Source organism: Sphingosinicella rhizophila (assembly GCF_032378825.1).
Lineage (GTDB): Bacteria > Pseudomonadota > Alphaproteobacteria > Sphingomonadales > Sphingomonadaceae > Allosphingosinicella > Allosphingosinicella rhizophila.
In genome coordinates, this window is record NZ_JAVUPU010000001.1 from 148,186 (window position 1) to 170,786 (window position 22,601).

A 22,601-nucleotide genomic window follows, 5' to 3' on the forward strand; every position below is an offset into this window, starting at 1 on the left:
CTTCTCCAGTTGGCAGGAATCCGCGCAAGGGAGGCGTCTTGCGCCTTCACTGCATAACGGGCTCCGATTTGATGCCCAATGCTTGCCCGGAAAATTTGGCTTGCTCAAGCGCGCTGTAGCCGGAAATGAAAATTGTAAGCCTAAAGCGCCCCGGCAGCTCCGAACCACTGGTAAGCCGCGCGATAAGCAGGCATGGTCGGTGAACATATTCGTCATCGAAACAAGGGACAAAATCGTGGCCCAGACCATGTGCCGGGCGAAATGAACAAGGCCGGGGGCATCGATGGCTCGACGTCACGGCCAGCCGAGGCGCATGACGACCAGCTCGAACCGGCGATGATCGCCTATCGCCGCGACCGGTTGCTCGCCGCCTTGACCCTGATTGCCGGCGCCGGTTTCGCATTGGCTCTGCCGTTCGCCTTGAGGGCAGGGGCCGAATTCTTCCTGCCGGTGACAGCCGCCCTCGTCATTGCGGTCGCGCTCGTGCCGCTGCTCGAGTGGTTGGAAAGGAGGAGTGTACCCTCGGCGCTCGCCGCTTTGCTGTGCGTGATCCTGTTGATAGCCGTGGCCAATATCGCCGTCGCTTCCATCGTTCTGCCGGCGGCGGAATGGGTCCGTCTCCTGCCGGAAAGGATCGGACGAATCCGGGACACCCTCGATCCGCTGCTCGACGTCTACGCCAATCTCGAACGTTTCATCGACGATATTTTCCGTCAGTTCGAAGTGGCGCCGGGCGCCGGGCAGCGTATGGTTGCGCTGGAGACGCCCAATTCGCTGCTCGACATCGTCGCGACCTCGGCGCCCTTCGCGGCGATCCAGATGTTCTTCGCGATTCTCGTCATCTTCTTCTTCCTGGCCGGATGGACGCGGATGCGGCGGCGAACCATCACCACCCGCGCGAGTTTCGACGGTGCGATGACCACCGCGCGCGCGATCCAGCAGGTGGTCGATGCCACCTCGACCTATCTTGGCACGATCACCATCGTGAACGTGACGATGGGTGCCGTCGTGGCCCTTGTCCTCTATCTGCTCGACATGCCGACGCCGCTGATGTGGGGCGGCATCGTCGCCGTGCTCAACTATATTCCCTATCTCGGCCCCATCGCCTCGGTAGTCCTGCTGGCGCTGGGTGGCCTGATGGCGTTCGCCGATCCCTGGTACGCCCTGCTTCCTGCGCTCAGCTTCGCCGCGATCCACCTGCTGGAAGCCAATCTGATCACTCCCATGCTGGTGGGGCGGCGCCTGACCATCAATCCGCTCCTGATCCTGGTCGCCTTGAGCTTCTGGGCCTGGGTCTGGGGGACGACCGGGGCCTTGCTGGCAGTGCCGCTGCTGATCATCATGAAGACGGTGCTGGACGCCGCGGGAAAGCCCGACATCGCAGGATTCCTGTTTGAGGAAGGAACCCTGACCGGGCATCATGCCGAGGAGCATGCCGACGAAAACGTCCACCCCGCGTCTACGCTTTAAGCGCCAGGTCCCGTCTTTCCAGGCCCTCCCAAATACACTTTTGCGGAACTGATCGCAGCTTGCTTGACAGCCTTCGGACCATCTCCTAGGTCGCCGGCTCCCAAGCGGGTGTAGCTCAGTTGGTTAGAGCGCCGGCCTGTCACGCCGGAGGTCGCGGGTTCGAGCCCCGTCACTCGCGCCATTTTCCGGTTTCCATCCACCGGAGCAATGGCTTTAGCGGCAATATCCAGATGATTCCGGCGACCAGATAATAGGCGGCATGGACCGGCCAAGGCAGGCCGTCGAGCCACCCGGCAACGCTGACGACCAGGATCGCCCAAAGCAGGATGAGCAGCAGGATCAGGCCGACGCCCGCAGGCTTGCGCCAGGATGGGTTCATTTCGTGATTATCCATTCCGCCGGAGTAGCGATCGCGTCGAGGCTGATATCCCAGGAATCGGCCTCGATCGGATCTTCGACAATCTGAGGCTCCCAGCCGAGACCTATGGTGAAGACGGTTCCGCTTTCCCGCAGATGAGCGAGCGCGCGGTCATAATGGCCCTTGCCATGACCGATGCGGGTACCGTGCCGATCGGCCGCCACCAAAGGCACCAGCACAAGGTCCGGCGCCAGCGCTTCGGCTTCGGCCGACGGCTGGAGAACGCCCCAAGGGCTCGGCGTGACCGCCGGGGCCTCCCGAAACATCATCCGGGCGTCACGATCCAGGAACCAGGGAAAAGCCGCCTTCTGGTCGGCGCCGATCCCGGCAAGGATAGGGTAGGGGCTGATCTCGGCCTTCAAGGGATGATAGAAAGCGATGATGCGGGCGCCGATCAGATGCGGCAGTACGATCCTGGCAAGTTTCGCCTCCAGATCGCTCCTGAGTGCGGGAGTCAGCGCATGCGCATAGTCGCGGCGTGCCGCAAGAGCCTGCATGCGTTGCGCGCTTTTGGGGAGTGACGGGACCGCCATGGCCGTTTGCTGGAATATCCTCTGACGCCTCAACGTCAGGTGGGGACCATATGCTCCGGGCCAGGACCCGGTTCAGGGACAGCCCCCGAGGATGTCAATATCGCCTCAGGGATGTTCTCAAAAGCTCGTACCGGGCAGTACCCGTCAATGCCTATCTAGGGTGACTGACGGGCTGCCGCAACATGCGCCGGGCGCGAATCATGCGCTAGCCTCCCGTTGGGCTACCCTCCAGCGCGTCGGCGAGCTTTTCCATCCTCTGAGCCAGCTGTTCCAACGCCTCGGCCACCGCCGGATCGGGCTCGGACGCCTGGGCGGATACCGTCCCGGAACGATGCTCCTTGATCTCGTCCGCGAGCAGCAAGGAGGCGAACAGCAATTGCCGTGCTTCGGTGAGGTTGCCGAGCGCTGCTGATGCCTCCTGCGCCTTCCGGTCCACAATGGCTGCGACGGAGCGAAGATGCGTTTCCTCCCCGTCCCGGCAGGACACCAGATATTTTCGCGCTGCGATCTCGATTTCGATGCTCGCCATCAGCTTTGGCTCCGGGAAGCGAGAAGCTCGTCGATCTGCGATATAGCCTCCGCGACACGGGCGCGAAGTGCCTGATGCTCCTCGCGCAGTCGCCTGGCTTCGCCGTCATCCTCGGGGCGCGCCGGCTGATGCGCAGCGACCGCTTCGATTCGGGCCAGTGCCCGTTCGATCCGCACGATCGCCATGTCCATGCGCTGATCCCCCATAAGGCCTTCATAGCATGGCGGTGCGGCGCCGCAAACGCCTGCCGACCGAGCGCTGGTCCCGGCCATTGCGGGATTTGGGTACGGACCCTAAAGGAGCGCCAACGGGGAGCGCTCCGAGTCTCCTCTTCATTCCATCCAGGGAAGAATATGGCCCTCGAACCGAGACTGCTTGCCAATGCCATCCGCGCGCTTTCCATGGACGCGGTTCAGGCAGCCAATTCGGGTCATCCCGGCATGCCGATGGGAATGGCGGACGTCGCCACCATACTTTTCACCGAATATCTGAAATTTGATCCTGCCGATCCCGACTGGCACGATCGCGACCGCTTCGTCCTGTCGGCCGGGCACGGGTCGATGCTGATCTATTCGCTCCTGCACCTGACCGGCTATGCCCATCCGACGATGGAGGAGATCCGCAATTTCCGGCAGACCGGATCGCCTTGTGCCGGACATCCGGAGAATTTCATGCTCAAGGGCGTCGAAGCGACCACTGGGCCGCTCGGCCAGGGATTCGCGATGGCGGTCGGCATGGCGATCGCGGAGCGCCACCTGAATGCGGTTTTCGGCGATGATCTGGTCGATCATCGCACCTGGGTCATTTCGGGCGACGGCGACCTGATGGAAGGCGTCAATCACGAGGCGGTGGGGCTGGCCGGCCACCTCCAGCTCGGTCGCCTCAACGTCCTGTGGGACAATAACAAGATCACGATCGACGGCGCGACCGATCTTTCGACGTCGGAAGACATTCCGGGCCGCTACCGTGCGTGCGGCTGGCACGTCGTTTCGTGCGACGGGCATGATTTTGCGGACATCCGCCGGGCGATGGACGAAGCGATCGCCGATCCGCGCCCGTCGCTGGTGGATTGCCGTACTATTATCGGATGGGGCGCGCCCAACAAACAGGGCACGTCGGCGACGCATGGCGCGGCATTGGGGCCCGACGAGGTCGCTGCAGCCCGGGAAAATCTGGGATGGAGCTCGGCTCCGTTCGAGATACCCGAAGAGATTGTCCGGACCTGGCGGCAAACGGGCAGCCGTGGCAGCGAGGCGCATGAAATTTGGCGCGCCCGGCTGGCTGCCAGCGGCCAGCGCAGCGAATTCGTCCGTCGCATGGAAGGCCGCATTCCCGAAGGAGCCGGGCTTGGTGATTATCTGACCGGCCTCGCGGCGAATCCGCAGAAAGTCGCCACCCGCAGGGCTTCGGAGCTTGCCCTCGGCGCCATTAACGCCTCTCTGCCGGAGACATTGGGCGGATCAGCGGATCTGACGGGTTCGAACAATACAAAAACAAAAGATCAGAAGCCTCTGACGAAAGAGGATTATTCCGGACGCTATATCTATTATGGCATTCGCGAATTCGGCATGGCCGCAGCCATGAACGGAATGGCGTTGCATGGCGGCGTCATTCCTTATGGCGGCACCTTCCTGGTCTTCTCCGATTATTGCCGGCCGGCAATACGCCTGTCGGCGCTGCAAAATGCACGTGTCGTCTATGTGATGACACATGATTCGATCGGACTTGGCGAGGATGGACCGACCCACCAGCCGATCGAACATGTGATGAGCCTGCGCATGATTCCCAATCTCGCCGTCTATCGCCCGGCCGATGCGGTGGAAACGGCCGAATGCTGGGCGCTGGCGCTGGAGCGGCAGGACGGACCGTCCCTGCTTGCGCTCACCCGACAGAATTTGCCCCAGTTTCGCGATCAGGTGTCGGAAAATTTCAGCGCCCGCGGAGCCTATCGCGTCCGCTCTGCCTCGGCGTCTCGTCGAATCGTCCTGATCGCGACCGGTTCCGAAGTCGAGGTTGCCCTGGCGACCGCCGCGGATCTGGAAGGACAGGGAATCGGCGCCGATGTGGTATCGATGCCGTGCTGGTCCCTGTTCGACGCGCAGGAGCGGGCCTATCGCGACGATATATTGCCGGAGCATGCACTCCGTGTGTCGATCGAGGCCGGTACGACCATGGGCTGGGAACGCTATGTCGGCCCGACAGGCCTTCGCATCGGCATAGACCGTTTCGGTGCGTCCGCCCCGGCGGAGCAGCTTTTCGAACGCTTTGGCTTCACTGCCCAGGCGATTGTGCCGCAAATCGTGGCGGCACTTAAAACAGCAGGAGATCAATAACATGGCGACCAGAGTTGCGATCAACGGTTTCGGACGGATCGGGCGGCTTGTCGCGCGCGCCATCCTCGAAAATGGCGATAGCGGGCTGGAGCTGGTCGCGATCAACGACCTCGCCGATGCGAAGTCGAACGCGCTGCTTTTCAAGCGCGATTCCGTCCACGGGCGCTATCCGGGCGATGTCAGCCACGAAGGCAACGACATCATCATCGACGGCCGCCGGATCCGCGTGACCGCCGAGCGCGATCCGGCCAAGCTACCGCATGGCGAAGAAGGCATCGACATCGCCCTTGAATGCACCGGTTTCTTCGCCGATCGCGAAAAAGCGGGGGCGCACCTGAACGCCGGCGCCAAGCGCGTGCTGATCTCCGCCCCGGCCAAGGGAGCGGACCTGACCGTCGTCTATGGCGTAAATCATGACAAATTGTCGGCCGAGCACCTGATCGTCTCCAACGCTTCATGCACGACCAATTGTCTGGCTCCGGTCGCAAAGGTGCTGCACGACACGGTCGGCATCGAGCGCGGCCTGATGACGACGATCCATGCCTACACGAACGACCAGAAGATTCTCGACCAGATCCATCCGGACATGCGCCGTGCGCGCGCCGCCGGCATGTCGATGATCCCGACCACCACGGGCGCCGCGCGCGCCGTGGCGGAAGTGCTGCCGGAGCTGAAGGGCAAGCTGGACGGCTCGGCCATCCGCGTTCCGACCCCGAACGTGAGTCTCGTCGACCTCACTTTCACGCCGTCTCGCGACACGAATGTGGACGAGATCAACGGGGCGCTGAAAGCGGCCTCGGAACGAGGACCGCTCGCTGGCATCCTCGACTATACCGACGAGCCACTGGTCTCGATCGATCTCAATCACAATCCGGCCAGTTCGACGGTGGACAGCCTCGAGACGGCAGTGCTGGAAGGCAAGCTCGTGCGCGTGGTTTCCTGGTACGACAATGAATGGGGTTTCTCCAACAGGATGGTCGACACGGCGTCTGCCATGGCGGCGTTGATCTGACGTCATGGCGTCATTTCGTACCCTTGACGATCTCGATGACGTTCAGGGCAAGGTAGCCCTCGTCCGCGTCGACCTGAACGTTCCGATGACGGATCTCGAGGTGACCGACGACACACGGCTGCGCGCGACGATCCCCACGGTGACGGAGCTTGCCGATCGTGGCGCGATCGTCCTCCTCCTGTCTCATTTCGGCCGTCCAAAGGGCGTCCAGCGTCCGGACATGTCGCTGTCGATCGTGACCCGCGCCTATGGCGAGGTGCTTGGTCGCCCGATCCGTTTCATCGACGCATGCGAGGGGGAGGGCGCGAAACAGGCCATCGCCACCATGGAAGGCGGCCATATCGGCATTCTCGAAAACACCCGCTTCCACGCCGGGGAGGAAAAGAATGATCCGGCGCTGGCCGCGGCGATGGCCGAGCTGGGCGATTTCTACGTCAACGACGCCTTTTCCGCCGCGCACCGCGCCCATGCATCGACCGAGGGCTTGGCCCATCTATTGCCGGCTTATGCAGGCCGGGCGATGGAGGCGGAGCTGAAGGCCCTGGAAAAGGCCCTCGGTGCGCCAGAACGTCCGGTGGCGGCCGTCGTCGGCGGTGCTAAGATCTCGACCAAGCTAGACGTGCTCAAGCACCTCGTGGCCAAGGTCGATCACCTGATCATCGGCGGTGGCATGGCGAATACCTTCCTCGCCGCCCGCGGCATCAATGTCGGCAAGTCCTTGTGCGAACATGATCTGGCCGACGTGGCGCTTGCCATATTGGACGCGGCCGAGCGCGCCGATTGCACCGTCCATCTGCCATATGACGTCGTCGTGGCGAAGGAATTCGCCGCCCGCCCGCCGTCGATGCGGACGGTCAATGTTCACGAAGTGGCTGCGGACGAGATGATCCTCGACGTCGGCCCGGCAGCAACCGAGGCGCTGGCCGATGTGCTCAAGACCTGCCGGACACTCGTCTGGAACGGTCCGCTCGGAGCCTTCGAGACGCCACCTTTCGATACCGCCACCGTGTCACTCGCCAAAACGGCCGCAGCCCTGACACAAAGCGGAGCGCTCGTATCGGTCGCCGGCGGAGGCGATACGGTCGCGGCGCTCAATCATGCCGGTGTGGCTGGCGATTTCACCTTCGTCTCCACTGCCGGCGGCGCCTTCCTGGAGTGGATGGAGGGCAAGGAGCTGCCCGGAGTGAAAGCGCTGGAAGCCGGATGATCAACATCCGGGACATCGACCATGTCGTGCTCCGGATTTCAGACCTCGAGCGCATGACCCGTTTCTATGTCGAGGTTCTGGGTGCGCGGACGGAGAAGGAACAACCGGAAATCGGCCTTTACCAGCTCCGCGTCGGCAACGCCCTGATCGATCTTGTGCCCGTCGACGGCAAACTTGGCCGAGCGGGTGGCGCTGCCCCCGGCAAGGAAGGACGCAACGTCGATCATATCTGCTTCCGGGTCATGCCATGGGACGGCGAGCTCATATTGGCGCAGCTGCGGCGGCACGGCATTGAGGCAGAGATCGTCTCCCGCTACGGGGCGGAGGGAGACGGCCCCTCCGTCTACCTTATGGATCCGGAGGGAAATACCGTCGAACTCAAAGGGCCGCCATGGACGCCTCGATAGATTTAATTGTAGGACAGGGATTTAAGAGATGACCTTCACGCCAGCTGTCAAAGCAATTCTCGACAATTATGAAAGCGACAATCCAGGGACCAAGGCCAATATCGCGCGCATCCTGACGCATGGTCGCCTGGGCGGCACAGGCAAGATGATCATCCTGCCGGTCGACCAGGGTTTCGAGCATGGTCCGGCCCGCAGCTTCTCGGTCAACGCCCCCGCTTACGATCCCCATTACCATTACCAGCTCGCCATCGACGCGGGTCTCAACGCCTATGCGGCGCCGCTGGGCGCGCTGGAAGCGGGGGCAAGCACCTTTGCCGGCCAAATCCCGACCATCCTCAAGGTCAACAGCTCCAATAGCTGGGCGACCTCGATCGACCAGGCCGTCACCGGCACAGTGGATGATGCGCTTCGGCTCGGTTGCTCTGCAATCGGCTTCACCATCTATCCTGGTTCCGACGGCATCTTCGAGATGATGGAGGAGATACGGGAGATGTCGGCCGAAGCCAAAGCTGCCGGACTCGCGACCGTCATTTGGTCCTATCCGCGCGGGGGCAAGCTTTCCAAGGATGGCGAGCTGGCACTCGACGTCGGTGCCTACGCGGCGCACATGGCGGCCCTGCTCGGTGCCCATATCATCAAGGTGAAGCTGCCAAGCAACCATATCGAGCAGAAGGATGCCCAGAAGTCCTACGAAGGCAGCGACTGGTCGGCGCAGGCCGACCGGGTCCGCCACGTCGTCCAAAGCTGCTTCAACGGCCGACGCCTGGTTGTGTTCTCGGGCGGGGCGGCCAAGGGCACCGATGCGGTTTACCAGGATGCCCGCGACATTCGCGACGGCGGCGGCAACGGCTCCATCATCGGCCGGAACACCTTCCAGCGCTCACGCGACGATGCGCTGGCGATGCTGGATCGCCTGGTTCGCATCTACAAAGGCGAGGAATGAACTGGAAGGGAGAGCGACACCCGCCGGGTTTTCGCTCTCCTTTTCCTATCATCGCAGCCTTGCGCCGATGATCTGAGTGATGACGGTCGCGATCACCAAAGCGGGTTCGCGCATCTCCAGCGCGACGAGCTAAAGCTTGAGCGCGAATGCGGTTGATGCGAACGGGGCCCATGGACGACGATCTCACACTTGACCCCGACTTTCCGGCCCGCTTCGATCGGGGCCAGCGCTCGCGCTGCCAGCTCTATCTTGTATCGCCGCCACGAATCACGGAGGATTTCGCCGAAATCCTTGCGGAGGCCCTCGATGCCGGCCCGGTGGCGGCCTTCCAGCTACGTCTCAAGGGGCTGGACGAACATGCCATCGCCCGCATGGCCGAACCGCTGCAGCTTGCCTGCTCCGAGCGCGATGTGGCCTTCATCGTCAATGACAGCATAAGCCTCGCCAAAAGGCTTGGCGCCGACGGCGTTCATCTTGGCCAGGGAGATGGGGATCCGCGCGAAGCGCGAACCATACTCGGTCCTGCTGCCCAAGTCGGCGTCACCTGCCACGACAGCCGCCACCTCGCGATGGAGGCGGGAGAGGCCGGAGCCGATTATGTCGCCTTCGGCGCTTTCTTTCCGACCACAACCAAGGAAGTCCTGCATCGAGCCGAACCTTCCATTCTCGGATGGTGGTCCACTCTCTTCGAATTACCCTGTGTCGCGATCGGCGGCATCACCCCGGACAATGGCAGGATCCTGGTCGAGGCGGGGGCCGATTTCCTCGCAGTGTGCGGAGCGGTCTGGACGCATCCCGATGGACCCGGCGCGGGCGTTCGCGCTTTCGCACCGCTACTCGACCGATCCTAAACCATTCGCATCGAGCCTAGAGGCTCGCCTGCGCGATCATCGCGCGTAGCGTGAGCGCATCCTCGATCGCCGCCCCGCCAATATCGTTGTTGAAATAAGCCCAGACGTCCCGGCCCGATTTTGCCTGGGCAAGGATCCAGTCGGTCCATTCGAGCAAATCCCGTTCGGCGTAGCGGCCACGATATTTCCCGGTGCCTCCATGGAAGCGGAGATAAGCAATCGGACCGGATGCCCATCGGGGCGTCGCGGAACCGGGCATGTCGTGAACGCAAAAGGAAATGTGATGTGCGCCGAGCAGCGCAAGCGATTCCTCGCAGACCCAGCTCTTTTCACGAAACTCGAACACATGGACGAGATCGCCAGGAAGGAGGCTGATGAAATCCACCAGCCTCTGTCGATCGAAAGTCCAGCGGGGCGGCAGCTGATAAAGAATGGGACCGATCGCCTCGCCCAGGTTTCGGGCGCGGCCCAAGAGCGTCGCCAGCGGCTCGTCGCAATCCTTCAATTTCTTCATATGCGTTATGAATCGCGACGCCTTGACCGCATATCGGAAGCCCGGCGGTGCCTGCTCCTTCCATTTGGTAAACGTCTCTGCTTTCGGCAAATGGTAGAAGCTGGTGTTGAGCTCCACCGTCTCGAAACTCGCCGCATAATGATCGAACCAGCGCCTCGCCGCCATCTTCTCGGGATAGAAGAGTCCGCGCCAATGGCGATAGTTCCAGCCCGAACAGCCGATCCTGATTTTGCCGAGCACAGTCATGTCGCAACGAACGGCGCTGCGGGGAAAGAAGTTTCCCGCTGGCGCGTTGCAAGGGGCGTGGGCCTGGCTCCGCCGTCCTGCTCGACGACGGAGGCATGGTGCGGCTCCCTTACGTAGTGCATGACAGAATGAAGGGGATTTCGAAGCTTGAGCAAATTCAAACTCATCGCCACCAACGCGATGACTGCCGTTGCGGTCGCGACGCTGACCAGCATGTTCTGGATGGCGCTCTACGCGACCGATGGCGATGGCAAGGTCGAGCCGGCGGGTGACAGTGTCGTCGTCGGCAAGCCGCGGGTCGAGGTTGCCGAAGGCCTCGTGGTCGGACCCGCCGGCCTGGCCATTCCCGTGGCAGGCATCGCCCCGGAGAAGCTTGTCGACACCTTCACGCAGGCTCGCGCCGGAGGAGCCCGTGTCCATGACGCAATCGACATCATGGCGCCGCGGGGAACTCCAGTCATCGCCGCAGCGCCTGGCCGGGTGGAGAGGCTGTTTTTCAGCGAAGGCGGTGGGGGCATCACGGCCTATGTCCGCTCCCCCGATGGCCGCTGGACTTATTATTACGCCCATCTGAATGCCTATGCGCCCGGCCTGCACGAAGGGCAGGCGCTTCGGAGAGGCGACCGGATCGGCACGGTGGGGAGCACCGGCAATGCCAGCCCGGACGGCCCGCATCTCCATTTCGCCATCCTTCGCAGGGCGCCCGGCGAGAAGTGGCACGAGGGCTCCCCGGTCAATCCCTATCCGCTCCTTGCCGGAAACAGGCCGGTTCGCTAAAGGCGGCGCCGGCTCTTTCCAACCTTGTGAGACATGCATGAAGATCAGCGGCGTGGACATTCGTCCCGGCAACATCATCGAATATGAAGGCGGCATCTGGCGCGCGGTGAAGATTCAGCACACGCAGCCCGGCAAGGGTGGTGCCTATATGCAGGTCGAACTCAAGAATCTGATCGACGGCCGCAAGAATAATGTCCGCTTCCGTTCGGCGGAGACGGTTGAGCGCGTTCGCCTCGATACGAAGGATTTCCAGTTCCTGTTCGCCGAGGGCGACAGCCTGGTCTTCATGGACAAGGAAAATTACGAGCAGGTCACCCTGCCGCGCGATCTGATCGGCGATGCCGCTGCCTTCCTGCAGGACGGAATGGACGTAGTCATGGAGCTTTGGGAGGAGCGCGCGATCTCCGTCCAGCTTCCCGACCAGATCGAAGCCACGATCGTGGAGGCCGATGCCGTGGTGAAGGGCCAGACGGCTTCATCCAGCTACAAGCCGGCCATCCTCGATAATGGCATCCGCGTCATGGTGCCGCCGCACATCAGCAGCGGGACCCGCATCGTCGTCGACGTCTATAACCAGGAATATGTGAAGCGGGCGGATTGATCTTCCTGATCCCTCCCGCAAGCAGGAGGGGAGAATTGGCACATATCGGAGTTCAAATCCTTGGTTTCCCATTCCGGCCTCATCACCGTCATGCAGCGCGCCGCGCGGAAGGCTGCGCCGCGCCTTCGCCGGGATTTCGGCGAGGTCGAACAGCTGCAAGTGAGCCGCAAGGGTCCGGCTGATTTCGTGTCGCTGGCCGACAAGCGTGCCGAGGATGTGATCGTCGAAGAACTTCGCCATGCCCGGCCGGACTGGCGGCTGACACTGGAGGAAGGGGGATCGATCGACGGCGATCCCGCCAAGCCGCGGTGGATCGTCGACCCGCTCGACGGCACAACCAACTTCCTTCACGGCATCCCGCATTTCGCCATTTCGATCGCGGTCGAGGATCCGATGGGCCCCGGCGGAAGACCCGAAATCACCCAGGGGCTGGTGTATCAGCCTTTGACCGACGAAAGCTTCTGGGCCGAAAAGGGCAGGGGGGCATGGCTCAATGAACGGCGCCTGCGCGTATCCGCGCGGCGTGACCTCGCCGATGCGCTGATCGCGACCGGCGTTCCCTGGAAGGGCAGAGGCGATCTGGCGCGATTCGAGAGGATCCTCGATGCATTCTCCCCCGAGGTGGCCGGCATCCGCCGCTTCGGCTCCGCGGCGCTCGATCTCGCCTGGGTCGCCGCAGGCCGTTACGATGGCTATTGGGAGGAGGATCTCCAATATTGGGACATGGCGGCCGGCCTTCTGCTGGTGCGCGAGGCGGGCGGCTTCGTGACCGACTATAAAGGTGGCGACCGCGGCATCGCCGGCGGTCAGATCCTTGCCGCCAACGACCAGCTCCATTCCCGCCTGCACAAATTGCTGGCCGGCGCACTGCGCGGGTGACCGCGCTCCCGGGACGGTCTCAGCTCAAAGAGCCCGCGTCAGGAATATCGCGCCGGGTGTCGGCTTGCCGGAATATGGTCCGCGCCGTTCGAACCCCATATCCAGATAGAGGGCAAGCGCGGCGGTCATGAACGGCATCGTGTCGGCGACCATGTTACTGTAGCCTGCTTCCCGCGCTTCGCCGATCAGCCGTTCCACGATGATCCGGCCAAGACCGGAACCCTGAAATGCCGGCCTGACGAAGACGCGCTTCGCCTCACAACGTGCTGCGTCATGCCGGCGATAGGCGCCGCACGCGACGGGTCGGCAATCGGATGAGGCGAGCAGGAAGCAGCCGGCGGGCCCCGAATAAAGTCCCTCCAGTGTCGCTTTTTCCGTTTCGAAATCCTGAAATCCCGGGGGCTGATCGAGCCAGGCCCAATATTCGCCAAGCAGCAAACGGGCGGCCTGCCAGTCTTCGGGGCTCCGGCAAATCCGGACGGTGATCGGCATCCACTGGCTCCCAACCGGCCTTTGCCGACGCGCAAAGCGCGCCGTCTTAGTTGCGATAGCCGATATGCCGCTCGAAATTTCCTAATATGATGGTCCAGAATTCGACATTGTCGATGAACAATTCCCTAGACATGCCACCATCGTCGAGATCCACGTCCATCTCGAGCACCGGATCATTTTCCTTGTCCAGATAGGCACGGCCGAAACGGTTCCTGCTGTTCCATTCGTTGATTTTTTCAAGCGGGAGTGCTTCCTTGAAATCATAGCCACTGGAAAATTGCACTGTCGCGCAATCCTTATTTTCTTTGCAATTGTAGAAAAAGATTCGGAAGGCCGTCCCCGAAGCGCCGCTGGTGATCATCGGATCCCCGAGCTTGTCCGTGCCCAGCTTGGCCGCATAGCCCTCCGCCTGCATCGCCTTTACGAGCGACTCCGGATCCTGTGCCATGACCATCTCGGCGGCGGCCGGCGCGGCTTGAAAAGCCAGCAGCCCGGCCGCGATAAGCGCCACGGATTTCATTCCCGTTCCCCTTTTCTGCCCGATCGCAAATTGTGCCTCCCCAAAAGGGCTGTCAATGGCGCCAACAGCGGTTGCGATGACGGGAGTGCTAGCCTAGAAGCCGCGCAACTTACGTGCCCTGGAGACTCTCGATGGCGTCCACCGCCGCCGAATATCTGCCGATCCTGCTGTTTCTCGGCGTGGCCTTGGCCCTGTCGACCTCGTTCGTCTTTCTGCCGATGATCGTGTCTCGGCTGACTGGCGCCAACAACCCCTATCCGGACAAGCTCGCCGAATATGAATGCGGTTTCCCTGCCTTCGAGGATAGCCGTTCGCAGTTCGATGTCCGCTTCTATCTGGTGGCCATCTTGTTCATCATCTTCGACCTCGAAGCGGCTTTCCTCTTTCCCTGGGCCGTATCGCTGGGCGCGATCGGCATTGCCGGTTGGGCGGCGATGATGCTGTTCCTGGTCGAACTCACCCTGGGCTTCGTCTATGCCTGGAAGAAAGGAGCGCTCGAATGGGAGTGATCCTGGATCCCCGGCATGAAAATCCGTTGCCGTCCGACCTGCAGCAGCCGGATGCGGCTTTCTTCAATGATCTCCAGTCCGAAGTCGCCGACAAGGGCTTCCTGGTCACGTCGACCGAAGATCTGTTCCAATGGGCCCGTACCGGTTCGCTCTGGTGGATGACGTTCGGGCTCGCATGCTGCGCGGTGGAGATGATCCACGTCAATATGCCACGCTACGATCTCGAACGGTTCGGCGCGGCTCCGCGTGCCTCTCCGCGGCAGTCCGACGTCATGATCGTCGCGGGCACGCTTTGCAACAAGATGGCGCCGGCTCTCCGCCGCGTCTACGATCAGATGTCGGAGCCGCGCTACGTCATCTCCATGGGCAGTTGCGCGAACGGCGGCGGCTATTATCATTACAGCTATTCGGTGGTGCGCGGCTGCGACCGGATCGTTCCGGTCGACATCTACGTCCCGGGCTGCCCACCGACGGCAGAAGCCCTTCTTTACGGCATCATGCAATTGCAGCGGAAAATCCGCCGCATCGGCACGATCGAGCGTTGAGGAATGAGCAGCCCCGCACCCTTGATCGCTCCACGCGAAGGCCTGATTGACGAGGTCAGGACCGCCCTTGGCGATTCCCTCCTGGACGCCAAGGATGCAGTCGGCGAGATTTCCTTCACTGTCCGTCGCGAGGCTATCGTCGACGTCTGCCGCATACTTCGCGATACCTTCGAATATCAGCAACTGATGGAGATTGCCGGCGTCGATTATCCGCAGCGCCTGGAGCGCTTCGATGTCGTCTATCATCTGCTGTCGGTGACGAAGAACCACCGCGTCCGCGTCCGCGTGACGACCGACGAGGAACGGCCGGTGCCTTCCGTCACGGGCCTATGGCCGGTGGCGGGCTGGCTCGAGCGCGAGGTATTCGACCTGTATGGGGTCTTGTTCGAGGGCAATCAGGATCTTCGGCGGATCCTCACCGATTATGGCTTCCGTGGCCATCCCCTGCGCAAGGATTTCCCACTCACCGGTTATGTCGAGCTGCGCTATTCGGAAGAACAGAAGAGGGTGGTCTACGAACCCGTGCGGCTCGCCCAGGATTTCCGCAGCTTCGATTTCCTGAGCCCCTGGGAGGGCGCGGCCTATATTCTGCCGGGTGACGAGAAAGTCCCCGAAGCACCCGGCGCGCCGACTCCGTTGAAGGCGGAGGAGATCAAGAAATGACCAGCGCCTCCACCGAGATCTGGACCGAGAAGGAAGCCGCCACGACGGGGGCGACCCGGTCCGACATCGCCAATTATACGATCAACTTCGGGCCGCAGCATCCGGCGGCGCATGGCGTGCTCCGGCTGATATTGGAGCTGGACGGCGAGATCGTCGAACGGGTCGATCCCCATGTCGGCCTGCTTCATCGCGGCACCGAGAAATTGTGCGAATATAAGACCTATCTTCAAGCGCTTCCTTATATGGACCGGCTCGATTACGTCTCGCCGATGTCGATGGAGCATAGCTACGTGCTTGCCATCGAGAAGCTGCTCGACCTGGAAGTGCCGCTCCGAGCCCAATATCTCCGCGTGTTCTTTGCCGAGATGACGCGGATCAAGAATCACCTGCTCAACATCGGCAGTCATGTCATGGACGTCGGCGCGATGACTCCGAACCTGTGGCTGTTCGAGCTTCGCGAAGATATCATGAACTTCTACGAGCGGGTTTCCGGCGCGCGCATGCACGCCGCCTATTTCCGTCCCGGCGGCGTTCACCAGGACGTGCCTGCAGGCTATCTGGACGATATAGGTCTTTGGCTCGACAAGCGTTTGCCCGGCCTGTTCGAGGATTCGATCAGCCTGGTGGCCGACAATCGCATCTTCAAGCAGCGCAATGTCGATATCGGCACGGTCGGCAAGGAGGACGCACTGGCTTGGGGCTTCTCCGGGCCCATGATCCGCGCTGCGGGCATTCCCTGGGATATCCGCAAGTCCCAGCCCTACGACGTTTATGACCGGATGGATTTCGAGGTGCCGGTCGGCACGCGCGGCGATTGCTACGATCGGATGATGGTGCGGGTCGAGGAGGTGCGCCAGTCCGCACGGATCATGCGGCAATGCCTCAATGAAATGCCGGAAGGGCCGATCGCCTCGCTCGACCGGAAGGTCGTGCCGCCCAAGCGTGCCGAGATGAAGCAGTCGATGGAAGCGCTCATCCATCATTTCAAGCTCTATACCGAGGGCTTCCACGTTCCTGCCGGCGAAGTCTATGTCGCGACCGAGAGCCCCAAGGGCGAATTCGGCATCTACATCGTCTCCGACGGCACCAATAAGCCCTATCGGGTGAAGATCCGCCCGACCGGCTTCAGCCATCTCCAGGCCATGGATTTCATGAGCAAGGGCCATATGCTTGCCGACGCCACGGCCATATTGGGCGCGATGGACATCGTCTTCGGGGAAGTGGACCGATAATGCCTCCCCAAATCATTCACATCGCCGAGAAACTCGCCACATTTTCGGATCATTGGAATCCACGAATCGTCGGCGACTATAACGGCAACGAGCTGCGGGTCGCGAAAGTGAAGGGCGAGTTCACCTGGCATAGCCATGCCGACACAGACGAGATGTTCATGGTCGTGTCGGGCGCGCTGGATATCGAATTCAGGGATGGCATCCGGCATCTCGAAAACGGCGACATACTGGTCGTTCCAAAGGGCGTGGAGCACCGGCCCGTCGCCCGGGAAGAATGCGAGATCCTGCTCCTCGACCGGGATGGGGAACCGAATACGGGTGGTGCCCTTTCCGAATATACACGCTCGAAGCTCGAGACGATCTGATGGCTGACAATGTCTCCAATCCCGTCGCCGACATCGGTGAATTGCGTGCCCGTTGGGGTGGCTTCGCCTGGACCGCGGAGAATGAACGGCAGGCCAAGGTCGTCATCGGTCGCTATCCGCCTGGCCGCCAGCACAGCGCGATCATTCCGTTGCTCGATCTTGCCCAAAGGCAGGTGGGGACACAGACGAATACCCAGGGCTGGCTGCCCGTTCCGGTGATCGAATATGTCGCTGCCTATCTGGCCATGCCTTACATGCGGGCCTATGAGGTCGCGACCTTCTACACTATGTTCAACCTGGTCCCGGTGGGCCGCTTTCACGTCCAGGTCTGCGGTACGACGCCCTGCATGCTGCGCGGTTCGGACGACGTGCTCGCTGCCTGCTATACCAAGGGCATGAAGAAAGGCACGACCAGCGCCGACGGCCTCTTCACCCTGACCGAAGTCGAATGCCTTGGAGCCTGCGCCAATGCGCCGATGGTCCAGATCAACGACGACAATTATGAAGACCTGACCTTCGAAAGCACGGCTGCTTTGCTCGACGCCCTTGCCCGCGGCGACACGCCGAAGCCGGGTCCGCAGGTCGACCGCAAGACCAGTGCTCCGGAAGGCGGGCCGACGACGCTCAAGGAAATGGTCACCGACAATCACGATTATCGGGGGCAGTGGAAATGATCCACGCAACGAACCCCATCCTCCCGACGCCCGGAGGCAGCGATGCTTGACGATAAGGATCGCATCTTCACCAATCTCTACGGTTACCAGTCCTGGGGATTGAAGGCTGCCCAGAAGCGCGGGGATTGGGACGACACCAAGGCGCTGATGGCGATCGGCCAGGACGCGATCATCGAGGCGGTGAAGGAATCGGGCCTGCGCGGCCGTGGCGGCGCCGGCTTCCCGACCGGCATGAAGTGGAGCTTCATGCCCAAGGAGCCTAAAGAGGGAAAACCCAATTTCCTCGTAATCAATGCCGACGAATCGGAACCCGGATCCTGCAAGGATCGGGAGATTATCCGACACGATCCGCACAAATTGATCGAAGGCGCCCTGATCGCAGGCTTCGCGATGCGCGCCCGGGCCTGCTACATCTACATTCGCGGCGAATTCATCCGCGAGGCGGAGACGCTCTTCGCCGCCGTGCAGGAAGCCTATGATTATGGCCTGCTCGGCAAGAATGCCGCCAGATCCGGCTATGATTTCGACGTGTTCGTCCATCGCGGCGCCGGCGCTTATATTTGCGGCGAGGAAACGGCGTTGCTGGAAAGCCTCGAAGGCAAGAAGGGCATGCCGCGGTTGAAGCCGCCATTCCCGGCCGGCGCCGGCCTCTATGGCTGCCCGACCACGGTCAACAATGTCGAGAGCATCGCCGTCGTCCCGACCATCCTCCGCCGGGGTGCGGCCTGGTTCAAGGGTTTCGGCCGCGAGAAGAATGAAGGCACCAAGCTTTTCCAGCTGACCGGCCACGTCAACAAGCCTTGCGTGGTCGAGGAAGCGATGTCGATCCCGTTCCGGGAGCTGATCGACAAGCATGCCGGTGGCATCCGCGGCGGCTGGGACAATCTGCTCGCTGTCATTCCGGGCGGTTCGTCGGTGCCATTGGTCCCCGCCCATGAGATTATCGACGCGCCGATGGATTTCGACGGTCTGCGCGACCTCAAATCCGGCCTCGGCACAGCGGCGGTGATCGTCATGGACAAGTCGACCGACATCGTCCGTGCGATCAGCCGCATTTCCTATTTCTACAAGCATGAGAGCTGCGGCCAATGCACGCCGTGCCGGGAAGGCACGGGCTGGATGTGGCGCGTTATGGAGCGGTTGCGCGAAGGCAATGCGGATATCGGCGAGATCGACCTGCTCTGGGACGTCACCAAGCAGGTCGAAGGGCATACGATCTGTGCCCTCGGCGACGCCGCCGCCTGGCCGATCCAGGGCCTGATCCGCCATTTCCGCCCGGAGATCGAGCGGCGGATCATCGAAAAACAGGGTCAGGCATTGGAGGCTGCGGAATAATGCCGACAGTCAAGGTAGACGGGGTCGAGATCGAAGTTCCGCAGGGCGCGACCGTTCTGCAGGCGTGCGAACTGGCGGGGAAGGAGATTCCGCGCTTCTGCTATCATGAACGGCTGAGCATTGCCGGCAATTGCCGCATGTGCCTGGTCGAGGTGAAGCCGGGACCGCCCAAGCCCCAGGCCTCCTGTGCGCTTCCGGCCAGCGACGGTCAGGAAATCATAACCATGTCGCCGATGGTCAAGAAGGCGCGGGAAGGGGTGATGGAGTTCCTGCTCATCAACCATCCGCTCGATTGCCCGATTTGCGACCAGGGCGGCGAATGCGACCTCCAGGACCAGGCGATCGCCTATGGTCGCGGACACAGCCGTTTTGCCGAGAACAAGCGCGCCGTCACGGAAAAATATATGGGGCCGGTGGTCAAGACGATCATGACCCGCTGCATCCAGTGCACGCGTTGCGTCCGCTTTGCCGAGGAAGTCGCGGGCGTCGAGGAAATCGGCGCCATTGGCCGCGGCGAGAATATGCAGATCACCTCCTACCTGGAAGGCGCCGTCACCAGCGAGCTTTCGGGCAATGTCGTGGATCTCTGCCCGGTCGGCGCGCTGGTCTCCAAGCCTTACAGCTTCGAGGCCCGGCCGTGGGAATTGCGCAAGGTGCCCGCCATCGACGTGATGGATGCGGTCGGCACCAATATCCGCCTGGATCACCGCCTCCGCGAGGTGATGCGCGCGCTCCCGCGCATCAACGAAGAGGTGAACGAGGAATGGGCGCATGACAAGACGCGTCACGCCGTCGACGGCCTCGTCCGCAATCGGCTCGACCGGCCCTGGCTGCGCAAAGGCGGCAAACTGCAACCGGCGACTTGGGAAGAGGCGTTCGCCGCCATTGCCAAGCAGTTGAAAGGAGCATCCGGTGAAGAGGTCGCGGCGATTGCCGGCGATCTCCAGGATGTCGAATCCGTCTATGCGGCGAAGCAGCTGCTGGTATCGCTCGGGTCGAGCCTGCACGAATGCCGCCAGGATGGCGCGCAATATGACGTGTCGAGCCCGGCCGCCTATCGCTTCAACGCGACCATCGCCGGAGTGGAGACGGCACCGGCCATCCTGCTCGTCGGCAGCAATCCGCGCTGGGAGGCGCCGCTCGTCAACACCCGTATCCGCAAGGCGGTGAAAGCCGGCGCCAAGGTCTTCCGTATCGGCCCCGAGGTCGATCTTACCTACCCCGTAACCGAGCTTGGCGATGATCTGGCGGCCCTCGGCAAGCTGCCGCCCGAGGCGCGCGAAGCCTTCGCGGCGGGTGCGGGGGCTGTCATTGTCGGCATGGGCGCTCTGGCGCATGACGGCGTCTATGCAGCTGCGCGGGCAACGGCCACATTGCTCGGCGCAAGCTTCAACCTCCTCCATACCGTCGCGGCGCGCGTCGGCGCCCTGGATCTGGGCTTCACCACCGAGGGCGGCGTCGAGGCGATCAAGGCGCGAGCGACAAGTCTCAAGGCCCTTTTCCTGCTCGGCGTCGACGAGATGGAGACGGATCCCTTTGCCGACACGTTCACCATCTATATCGGCAGCCATGGCGATCGCGGCGTCCGCCATGCCGACGTCATCCTACCGGCCGCAGCCTATTCGGAAAAGCACGCCATCTACGTCAATCTGGAAGGCCGGGTGCAGTTTTCGGAGAAGGCCGTCCACCCCCCGGGGGAAGGCCGCGAGGATTGGACCATTTTCCGAGCCTTGTCCGAAGTGATCGGCAAGCCTCTGCAGTTCGACGATCTGTCGCAGCTGCGCGAAGCGATCGGCCGGGATCATCCCCATCTCGTCCAACCGGGCCTGACGGCCTTTGACCTTCCGGTCGCGTCCAAGGGGCCGGCGCCGAAGCTCGGCGGCGGCATCGTCTATCCGATCCAGGATTTCTATCTCACCAATCCGATCGCGCGCTCTTCACCGACGCTGCAGCGCTGCTCGGCCGAGATCCTGCACGGCCAGGTCTTTGCGGAGGCCGCCGAATGACGGAATGGTTTCAGGGCGCCATCGGCTACGGCTTCGGCTGGTTCGTCGCGACGCTGATCCTCATCCTGATGATCGCGCTTCCGCTGATGCTGGCGGTGGCGATGATTATCTACGCCGATCGCAAGATCTGGGCGGCGATGGCGCTGAGGCGCGGCCCCAATGTGGTGGGGCCGTTCGGACTGCTGCAAAGTTTCGCCGACGGTTTGAAGGTGTTCCTCAAGGAAACGATCATTCCGTCGGCGGCCAATCGTGGCCTCTTCCTCATCGCACCCATCCTTACCTTCACCCTGGCCCTGGTGGCCTGGGCGGTCATACCCTTCGGACCTGGAATGGTGCTTGCCGACATCAATGTCGGCCTGCTCTACATCCTCGCCATATCCTCGCTCGGCGTTTATGGCGTCGTCATCGCCGGTTGGGCGTCCAACTCCAAATATCCCTTCTATTCGGCACTTCGCGCGGCTGCCCAAATGGTCAGCTACGAGGTCTCGATCGGCTTCGTCCTGATCTCCGTCGTGCTTTGGGCGGGGACATTCAACCTTTCCGCCATCGTCATGGCCCAGCAGAGCCATGTCTGGATCATCAACGGCTTCGGCTTCAATCCATTGCTGTTCCCGATGGCCGTCGTCTTCTTCATCTCGGCCCTCGCCGAGACGGCTCGTGCACCGTTCGACCTTACAGAGGCGGAGTCGGAGCTCGTCGCCGGATTCCAGACCGAATATAGCTCGATGAGTTTCGCGCTCTTCTGGCTCGGCGAATATGGCAATGTGCTGCTGATGTGCGGGCTCAATGCCATCCTTTTCTGGGGCGGCTGGCTGCCCCCGATCGACTGGGCGCCACTGTACGTGATTCCCGGGATCTTCTGGTTCTTCCTCAAGATCCTCATATTCTTCTTCATTTTCAGCTGGGTGAAGGCGACCGTACCGCGGTTCCGTTACGATCAGCTGATGCGGCTGGGCTGGAAGATCTTCCTCCCGCTTTCGCTCTTCTGGGTGTTCCTGGTGTCCGGCTATCTGATGATCTTCCGATACGGAGCGCTGCAATGATAGCCCATTGGATCAAGAGCTTCTTCCTGTGGGAGTTCGTGAAAGCGCATTGGCTTACCCTGAAATATTTCTTCAAGGCCAAGGCGACGATCAATTATCCCTATGAGAAGAATCCGATTTCGCCGCGATTCCGGGGCGAGCATGCGTTGCGCCGCTACCCCAATGGCGAGGAACGCTGCATCGCATGCAAATTGTGCGAGGCAGTCTGTCCCGCGCTTGCCATCACCATCGAGGCCGAGCCGCGCGAGGACGGCAGCCGCCGCACCACGCGCTACGACATCGACATGGTCAAATGCATCTATTGCGGTTTGTGCCAGGAAGCCTGTCCGGTCGACGCCATCGTCGAGGGACCGAATTTCGAATTCTCGGTAGAGACGCGCGAGGAGCTGATCTACGACAAGGCAAAGCTTCTCGAAAATGGTGACAAGTGGGAACGGGCGCTCGCCGCCAACCTTGCCGCCGATGCACCCTATCGCTAATCCGCCAGCCGAATCCAG

27 protein-coding genes, 1 tRNA gene and 1 other RNA gene are annotated in these 22,601 nt (G+C 62.1%); 21 read left to right on the forward strand and 8 right to left on the reverse strand.

Annotated elements, in window-relative coordinates:
- Positions 1–261: 261 nt before the first annotated feature.
- A complete protein-coding gene (locus tag RQX22_RS00645) occupies positions 262–1,470 on the forward strand; it encodes an AI-2E family transporter (RefSeq protein ID WP_315722700.1) in 1,209 nt (402 codons plus the stop codon).
- 104 nt (positions 1,471–1,574) lie between these two features.
- Positions 1,575–1,651, forward strand: a tRNA-Asp gene (locus RQX22_RS00650).
- Here the strand turns inward: RQX22_RS00650 and RQX22_RS00655 are convergent.
- The 5 genes from RQX22_RS00655 to RQX22_RS00670 form a co-directional block, all read right to left on the reverse strand.
- The gene (locus tag RQX22_RS00655) at positions 1,640–1,849 is read right to left on the reverse strand and encodes a DUF2842 domain-containing protein (RefSeq protein ID WP_315722702.1); all 210 of its coding nucleotides are present in this window, start codon (positions 1,847–1,849) and stop codon (positions 1,640–1,642) included. The two genes, RQX22_RS00650 and RQX22_RS00655, sit on opposite strands and share 12 nt — an antisense overlap.
- Positions 1,846–2,421, reverse strand: coding sequence for a 5-formyltetrahydrofolate cyclo-ligase (locus RQX22_RS00660; protein WP_315722704.1), 576 nt, complete (start codon positions 2,419–2,421; stop codon positions 1,846–1,848). The genes RQX22_RS00655 and RQX22_RS00660 overlap by 4 nt, the downstream gene beginning before the upstream one ends.
- A non-coding RNA gene (gene ssrS, locus RQX22_RS19385) (6S RNA) lies at positions 2,408–2,565 on the reverse strand. The genes RQX22_RS00660 and ssrS overlap by 14 nt, the downstream gene beginning before the upstream one ends.
- 61 nt (positions 2,566–2,626) lie before the next feature.
- Complete coding sequence (locus RQX22_RS00665; RefSeq protein WP_315722706.1) at positions 2,627–2,950, reverse strand: cell division protein ZapA; 324 nt, start codon at positions 2,948–2,950, stop codon at positions 2,627–2,629.
- Complete coding sequence (locus RQX22_RS00670; RefSeq protein WP_315722709.1) at positions 2,950–3,222, reverse strand: hypothetical protein; 273 nt, start codon at positions 3,220–3,222, stop codon at positions 2,950–2,952. Before RQX22_RS00670 ends, RQX22_RS00665 begins: the two co-directional genes overlap by 1 nt.
- Before the next feature lie 81 nt (positions 3,223–3,303).
- Here RQX22_RS00670 and tkt point away from each other — a divergent pair, with 81 nt between their 5' ends.
- The 6 genes from tkt to thiE all read left to right on the forward strand — a co-directional run bounded on the left by tkt (position 3,304) and on the right by thiE (position 9,703).
- Positions 3,304–5,283, forward strand: coding sequence for a transketolase (gene tkt, locus RQX22_RS00675; RefSeq protein ID WP_315722710.1), 1,980 nt, complete (start codon positions 3,304–3,306; stop codon positions 5,281–5,283).
- Between the two features lies 1 nt (position 5,284).
- Positions 5,285–6,295, forward strand: coding sequence for a type I glyceraldehyde-3-phosphate dehydrogenase (gap, locus tag RQX22_RS00680; RefSeq protein ID WP_315722712.1), 1,011 nt, complete (start codon positions 5,285–5,287; stop codon positions 6,293–6,295).
- Between the two features lie 4 nt (positions 6,296–6,299).
- Positions 6,300–7,502, forward strand: a complete 1,203-nt coding sequence (locus RQX22_RS00685; protein WP_315722714.1) for a phosphoglycerate kinase — start codon at positions 6,300–6,302, stop codon at positions 7,500–7,502.
- Positions 7,499–7,909 (forward strand): VOC family protein, encoded by a 411-nt coding sequence (locus RQX22_RS00690; RefSeq protein ID WP_315722716.1) that lies wholly within the window; start codon positions 7,499–7,501, stop codon positions 7,907–7,909. The genes RQX22_RS00685 and RQX22_RS00690 overlap by 4 nt, the downstream gene beginning before the upstream one ends.
- 28 nt (positions 7,910–7,937) lie before the next feature.
- A complete protein-coding gene (locus RQX22_RS00695; RefSeq protein ID WP_315722718.1) occupies positions 7,938–8,852 on the forward strand; it encodes a class I fructose-bisphosphate aldolase in 915 nt (304 codons plus the stop codon).
- 155 nt (positions 8,853–9,007) lie between these two features.
- On the forward strand, positions 9,008–9,703 hold the full coding sequence (gene thiE / locus RQX22_RS00700) for a thiamine phosphate synthase (RefSeq protein WP_315722720.1): 696 nt from the start codon (positions 9,008–9,010) through the stop codon (positions 9,701–9,703).
- 16 nt (positions 9,704–9,719) lie between these two features.
- Here the strand turns inward: thiE and RQX22_RS00705 are convergent, their stop codons facing one another.
- Positions 9,720–10,463 (reverse strand): DUF72 domain-containing protein, encoded by a 744-nt coding sequence (locus RQX22_RS00705; RefSeq protein WP_315722722.1) that lies wholly within the window; start codon positions 10,461–10,463, stop codon positions 9,720–9,722.
- Positions 10,464–10,610: 147 nt separating this feature from the next.
- Between RQX22_RS00705 and RQX22_RS00710 the strand changes: the two genes are divergently transcribed.
- The 3 genes from RQX22_RS00710 to RQX22_RS00720 are packed head-to-tail and all read left to right on the forward strand — an operon-like array spanning position 10,611 to position 12,720.
- Complete coding sequence (locus RQX22_RS00710) at positions 10,611–11,240, forward strand: M23 family metallopeptidase (protein WP_315722724.1); 630 nt, start codon at positions 10,611–10,613, stop codon at positions 11,238–11,240.
- A 37-nt stretch (positions 11,241–11,277) separates the two neighbouring features.
- On the forward strand, positions 11,278–11,841 hold the full coding sequence (gene efp / locus RQX22_RS00715; protein WP_315722726.1) for an elongation factor P: 564 nt from the start codon (positions 11,278–11,280) through the stop codon (positions 11,839–11,841).
- Between the two features lie 60 nt (positions 11,842–11,901).
- Complete coding sequence (locus RQX22_RS00720; RefSeq protein ID WP_315722728.1) at positions 11,902–12,720, forward strand: inositol monophosphatase family protein; 819 nt, start codon at positions 11,902–11,904, stop codon at positions 12,718–12,720.
- A gap of 24 nt (positions 12,721–12,744) precedes the next feature.
- Here RQX22_RS00720 and RQX22_RS00725 read toward each other — a convergent pair whose 3' ends face one another.
- Both RQX22_RS00725 and RQX22_RS00730 read right to left on the reverse strand, forming a co-directional pair.
- Complete coding sequence (locus tag RQX22_RS00725) at positions 12,745–13,212, reverse strand: GNAT family N-acetyltransferase (RefSeq protein WP_315722730.1); 468 nt, start codon at positions 13,210–13,212, stop codon at positions 12,745–12,747.
- A 46-nt stretch (positions 13,213–13,258) separates the two neighbouring features.
- Positions 13,259–13,732, reverse strand: coding sequence for a YbjN domain-containing protein (locus RQX22_RS00730; RefSeq protein WP_315722732.1), 474 nt, complete (start codon positions 13,730–13,732; stop codon positions 13,259–13,261).
- A gap of 131 nt (positions 13,733–13,863) precedes the next feature.
- Between RQX22_RS00730 and ndhC the strand changes: the two genes are divergently transcribed.
- From ndhC to nuoI, 10 genes are read left to right on the forward strand one after another with little or no spacing between them, the layout of a single operon-like run.
- Positions 13,864–14,241, forward strand: a complete 378-nt coding sequence (gene ndhC / locus RQX22_RS00735) for an NADH-quinone oxidoreductase subunit A (protein WP_315722733.1) — start codon at positions 13,864–13,866, stop codon at positions 14,239–14,241.
- Entirely contained in the window at positions 14,232–14,786 is a 555-nt protein-coding gene (locus tag RQX22_RS00740) for a NuoB/complex I 20 kDa subunit family protein (protein WP_315722737.1), read from the forward strand. The genes ndhC and RQX22_RS00740 overlap by 10 nt, the downstream gene beginning before the upstream one ends.
- A gap of 3 nt (positions 14,787–14,789) precedes the next feature.
- Entirely contained in the window at positions 14,790–15,449 is a 660-nt protein-coding gene (locus tag RQX22_RS00745) for an NADH-quinone oxidoreductase subunit C (protein ID WP_315722739.1), read from the forward strand.
- Positions 15,446–16,681 (forward strand): NADH-quinone oxidoreductase subunit D, encoded by a 1,236-nt coding sequence (locus RQX22_RS00750; protein ID WP_315722741.1) that lies wholly within the window; start codon positions 15,446–15,448, stop codon positions 16,679–16,681. The genes RQX22_RS00745 and RQX22_RS00750 overlap by 4 nt, the downstream gene beginning before the upstream one ends.
- Positions 16,681–17,046 (forward strand): cupin domain-containing protein, encoded by a 366-nt coding sequence (locus tag RQX22_RS00755; RefSeq protein ID WP_315722743.1) that lies wholly within the window; start codon positions 16,681–16,683, stop codon positions 17,044–17,046. The genes RQX22_RS00750 and RQX22_RS00755 overlap by 1 nt, the downstream gene beginning before the upstream one ends.
- Entirely contained in the window at positions 17,046–17,720 is a 675-nt protein-coding gene (gene nuoE, locus RQX22_RS00760) for an NADH-quinone oxidoreductase subunit NuoE (protein WP_315722745.1), read from the forward strand. The genes RQX22_RS00755 and nuoE overlap by 1 nt, the downstream gene beginning before the upstream one ends.
- Before the next feature lie 42 nt (positions 17,721–17,762).
- Positions 17,763–19,055, forward strand: a complete 1,293-nt coding sequence (gene nuoF / locus RQX22_RS00765; protein WP_315722747.1) for an NADH-quinone oxidoreductase subunit NuoF — start codon at positions 17,763–17,765, stop codon at positions 19,053–19,055.
- Entirely contained in the window at positions 19,055–21,061 is a 2,007-nt protein-coding gene (nuoG, locus tag RQX22_RS00770; protein WP_315722749.1) for an NADH-quinone oxidoreductase subunit NuoG, read from the forward strand. Before nuoF ends, nuoG begins: the two co-directional genes overlap by 1 nt.
- Entirely contained in the window at positions 21,058–22,104 is a 1,047-nt protein-coding gene (gene nuoH / locus RQX22_RS00775; protein ID WP_315722751.1) for an NADH-quinone oxidoreductase subunit NuoH, read from the forward strand. The genes nuoG and nuoH overlap by 4 nt, the downstream gene beginning before the upstream one ends.
- The gene (gene nuoI / locus RQX22_RS00780) at positions 22,101–22,583 is read left to right on the forward strand and encodes an NADH-quinone oxidoreductase subunit NuoI (RefSeq protein ID WP_315722753.1); all 483 of its coding nucleotides are present in this window, start codon (positions 22,101–22,103) and stop codon (positions 22,581–22,583) included. Before nuoH ends, nuoI begins: the two co-directional genes overlap by 4 nt.
- The last annotated feature ends 18 nt before the right edge of the window (positions 22,584–22,601 follow it).

Coding starts and splice junctions, on each gene's coding strand:
- RQX22_RS00645 (WP_315722700.1), top strand. CDS start 262: ATGAACAAGGCCGGGGGCATCGATGGCTCGACGTCACGGCCAGCCGAG.
- RQX22_RS00655 (WP_315722702.1), bottom strand. CDS start 1,849: ATGAACCCATCCTGGCGCAAGCCTGCGGGCGTCGGCCTGATCCTGCTG.
- RQX22_RS00660 (WP_315722704.1), bottom strand. CDS start 2,421: ATGGCGGTCCCGTCACTCCCCAAAAGCGCGCAACGCATGCAGGCTCTT.
- RQX22_RS00665 (WP_315722706.1), bottom strand. CDS start 2,950: ATGGCGAGCATCGAAATCGAGATCGCAGCGCGAAAATATCTGGTGTCC.
- RQX22_RS00670 (WP_315722709.1), bottom strand. CDS start 3,222: ATGGCCGGGACCAGCGCTCGGTCGGCAGGCGTTTGCGGCGCCGCACCG.
- tkt (WP_315722710.1), top strand. CDS start 3,304: ATGGCCCTCGAACCGAGACTGCTTGCCAATGCCATCCGCGCGCTTTCC.
- gap (WP_315722712.1), top strand. CDS start 5,285: ATGGCGACCAGAGTTGCGATCAACGGTTTCGGACGGATCGGGCGGCTT.
- RQX22_RS00685 (WP_315722714.1), top strand. CDS start 6,300: ATGGCGTCATTTCGTACCCTTGACGATCTCGATGACGTTCAGGGCAAG.
- RQX22_RS00690 (WP_315722716.1), top strand. CDS start 7,499: ATGATCAACATCCGGGACATCGACCATGTCGTGCTCCGGATTTCAGAC.
- RQX22_RS00695 (WP_315722718.1), top strand. CDS start 7,938: ATGACCTTCACGCCAGCTGTCAAAGCAATTCTCGACAATTATGAAAGC.
- thiE (WP_315722720.1), top strand. CDS start 9,008: ATGCGAACGGGGCCCATGGACGACGATCTCACACTTGACCCCGACTTT.
- RQX22_RS00705 (WP_315722722.1), bottom strand. CDS start 10,463: ATGACTGTGCTCGGCAAAATCAGGATCGGCTGTTCGGGCTGGAACTAT.
- efp (WP_315722726.1), top strand. CDS start 11,278: ATGAAGATCAGCGGCGTGGACATTCGTCCCGGCAACATCATCGAATAT.
- RQX22_RS00725 (WP_315722730.1), bottom strand. CDS start 13,212: ATGCCGATCACCGTCCGGATTTGCCGGAGCCCCGAAGACTGGCAGGCC.
- RQX22_RS00730 (WP_315722732.1), bottom strand. CDS start 13,732: ATGAAATCCGTGGCGCTTATCGCGGCCGGGCTGCTGGCTTTTCAAGCC.
- ndhC (WP_315722733.1), top strand. CDS start 13,864: ATGGCGTCCACCGCCGCCGAATATCTGCCGATCCTGCTGTTTCTCGGC.
- RQX22_RS00740 (WP_315722737.1), top strand. CDS start 14,232: ATGGGAGTGATCCTGGATCCCCGGCATGAAAATCCGTTGCCGTCCGAC.
- RQX22_RS00745 (WP_315722739.1), top strand. CDS start 14,790: ATGAGCAGCCCCGCACCCTTGATCGCTCCACGCGAAGGCCTGATTGAC.
- RQX22_RS00750 (WP_315722741.1), top strand. CDS start 15,446: ATGACCAGCGCCTCCACCGAGATCTGGACCGAGAAGGAAGCCGCCACG.
- RQX22_RS00755 (WP_315722743.1), top strand. CDS start 16,681: ATGCCTCCCCAAATCATTCACATCGCCGAGAAACTCGCCACATTTTCG.
- nuoE (WP_315722745.1), top strand. CDS start 17,046: ATGGCTGACAATGTCTCCAATCCCGTCGCCGACATCGGTGAATTGCGT.
- nuoF (WP_315722747.1), top strand. CDS start 17,763: ATGCTTGACGATAAGGATCGCATCTTCACCAATCTCTACGGTTACCAG.
- nuoG (WP_315722749.1), top strand. CDS start 19,055: ATGCCGACAGTCAAGGTAGACGGGGTCGAGATCGAAGTTCCGCAGGGC.
- nuoH (WP_315722751.1), top strand. CDS start 21,058: ATGACGGAATGGTTTCAGGGCGCCATCGGCTACGGCTTCGGCTGGTTC.
- nuoI (WP_315722753.1), top strand. CDS start 22,101: ATGATAGCCCATTGGATCAAGAGCTTCTTCCTGTGGGAGTTCGTGAAA.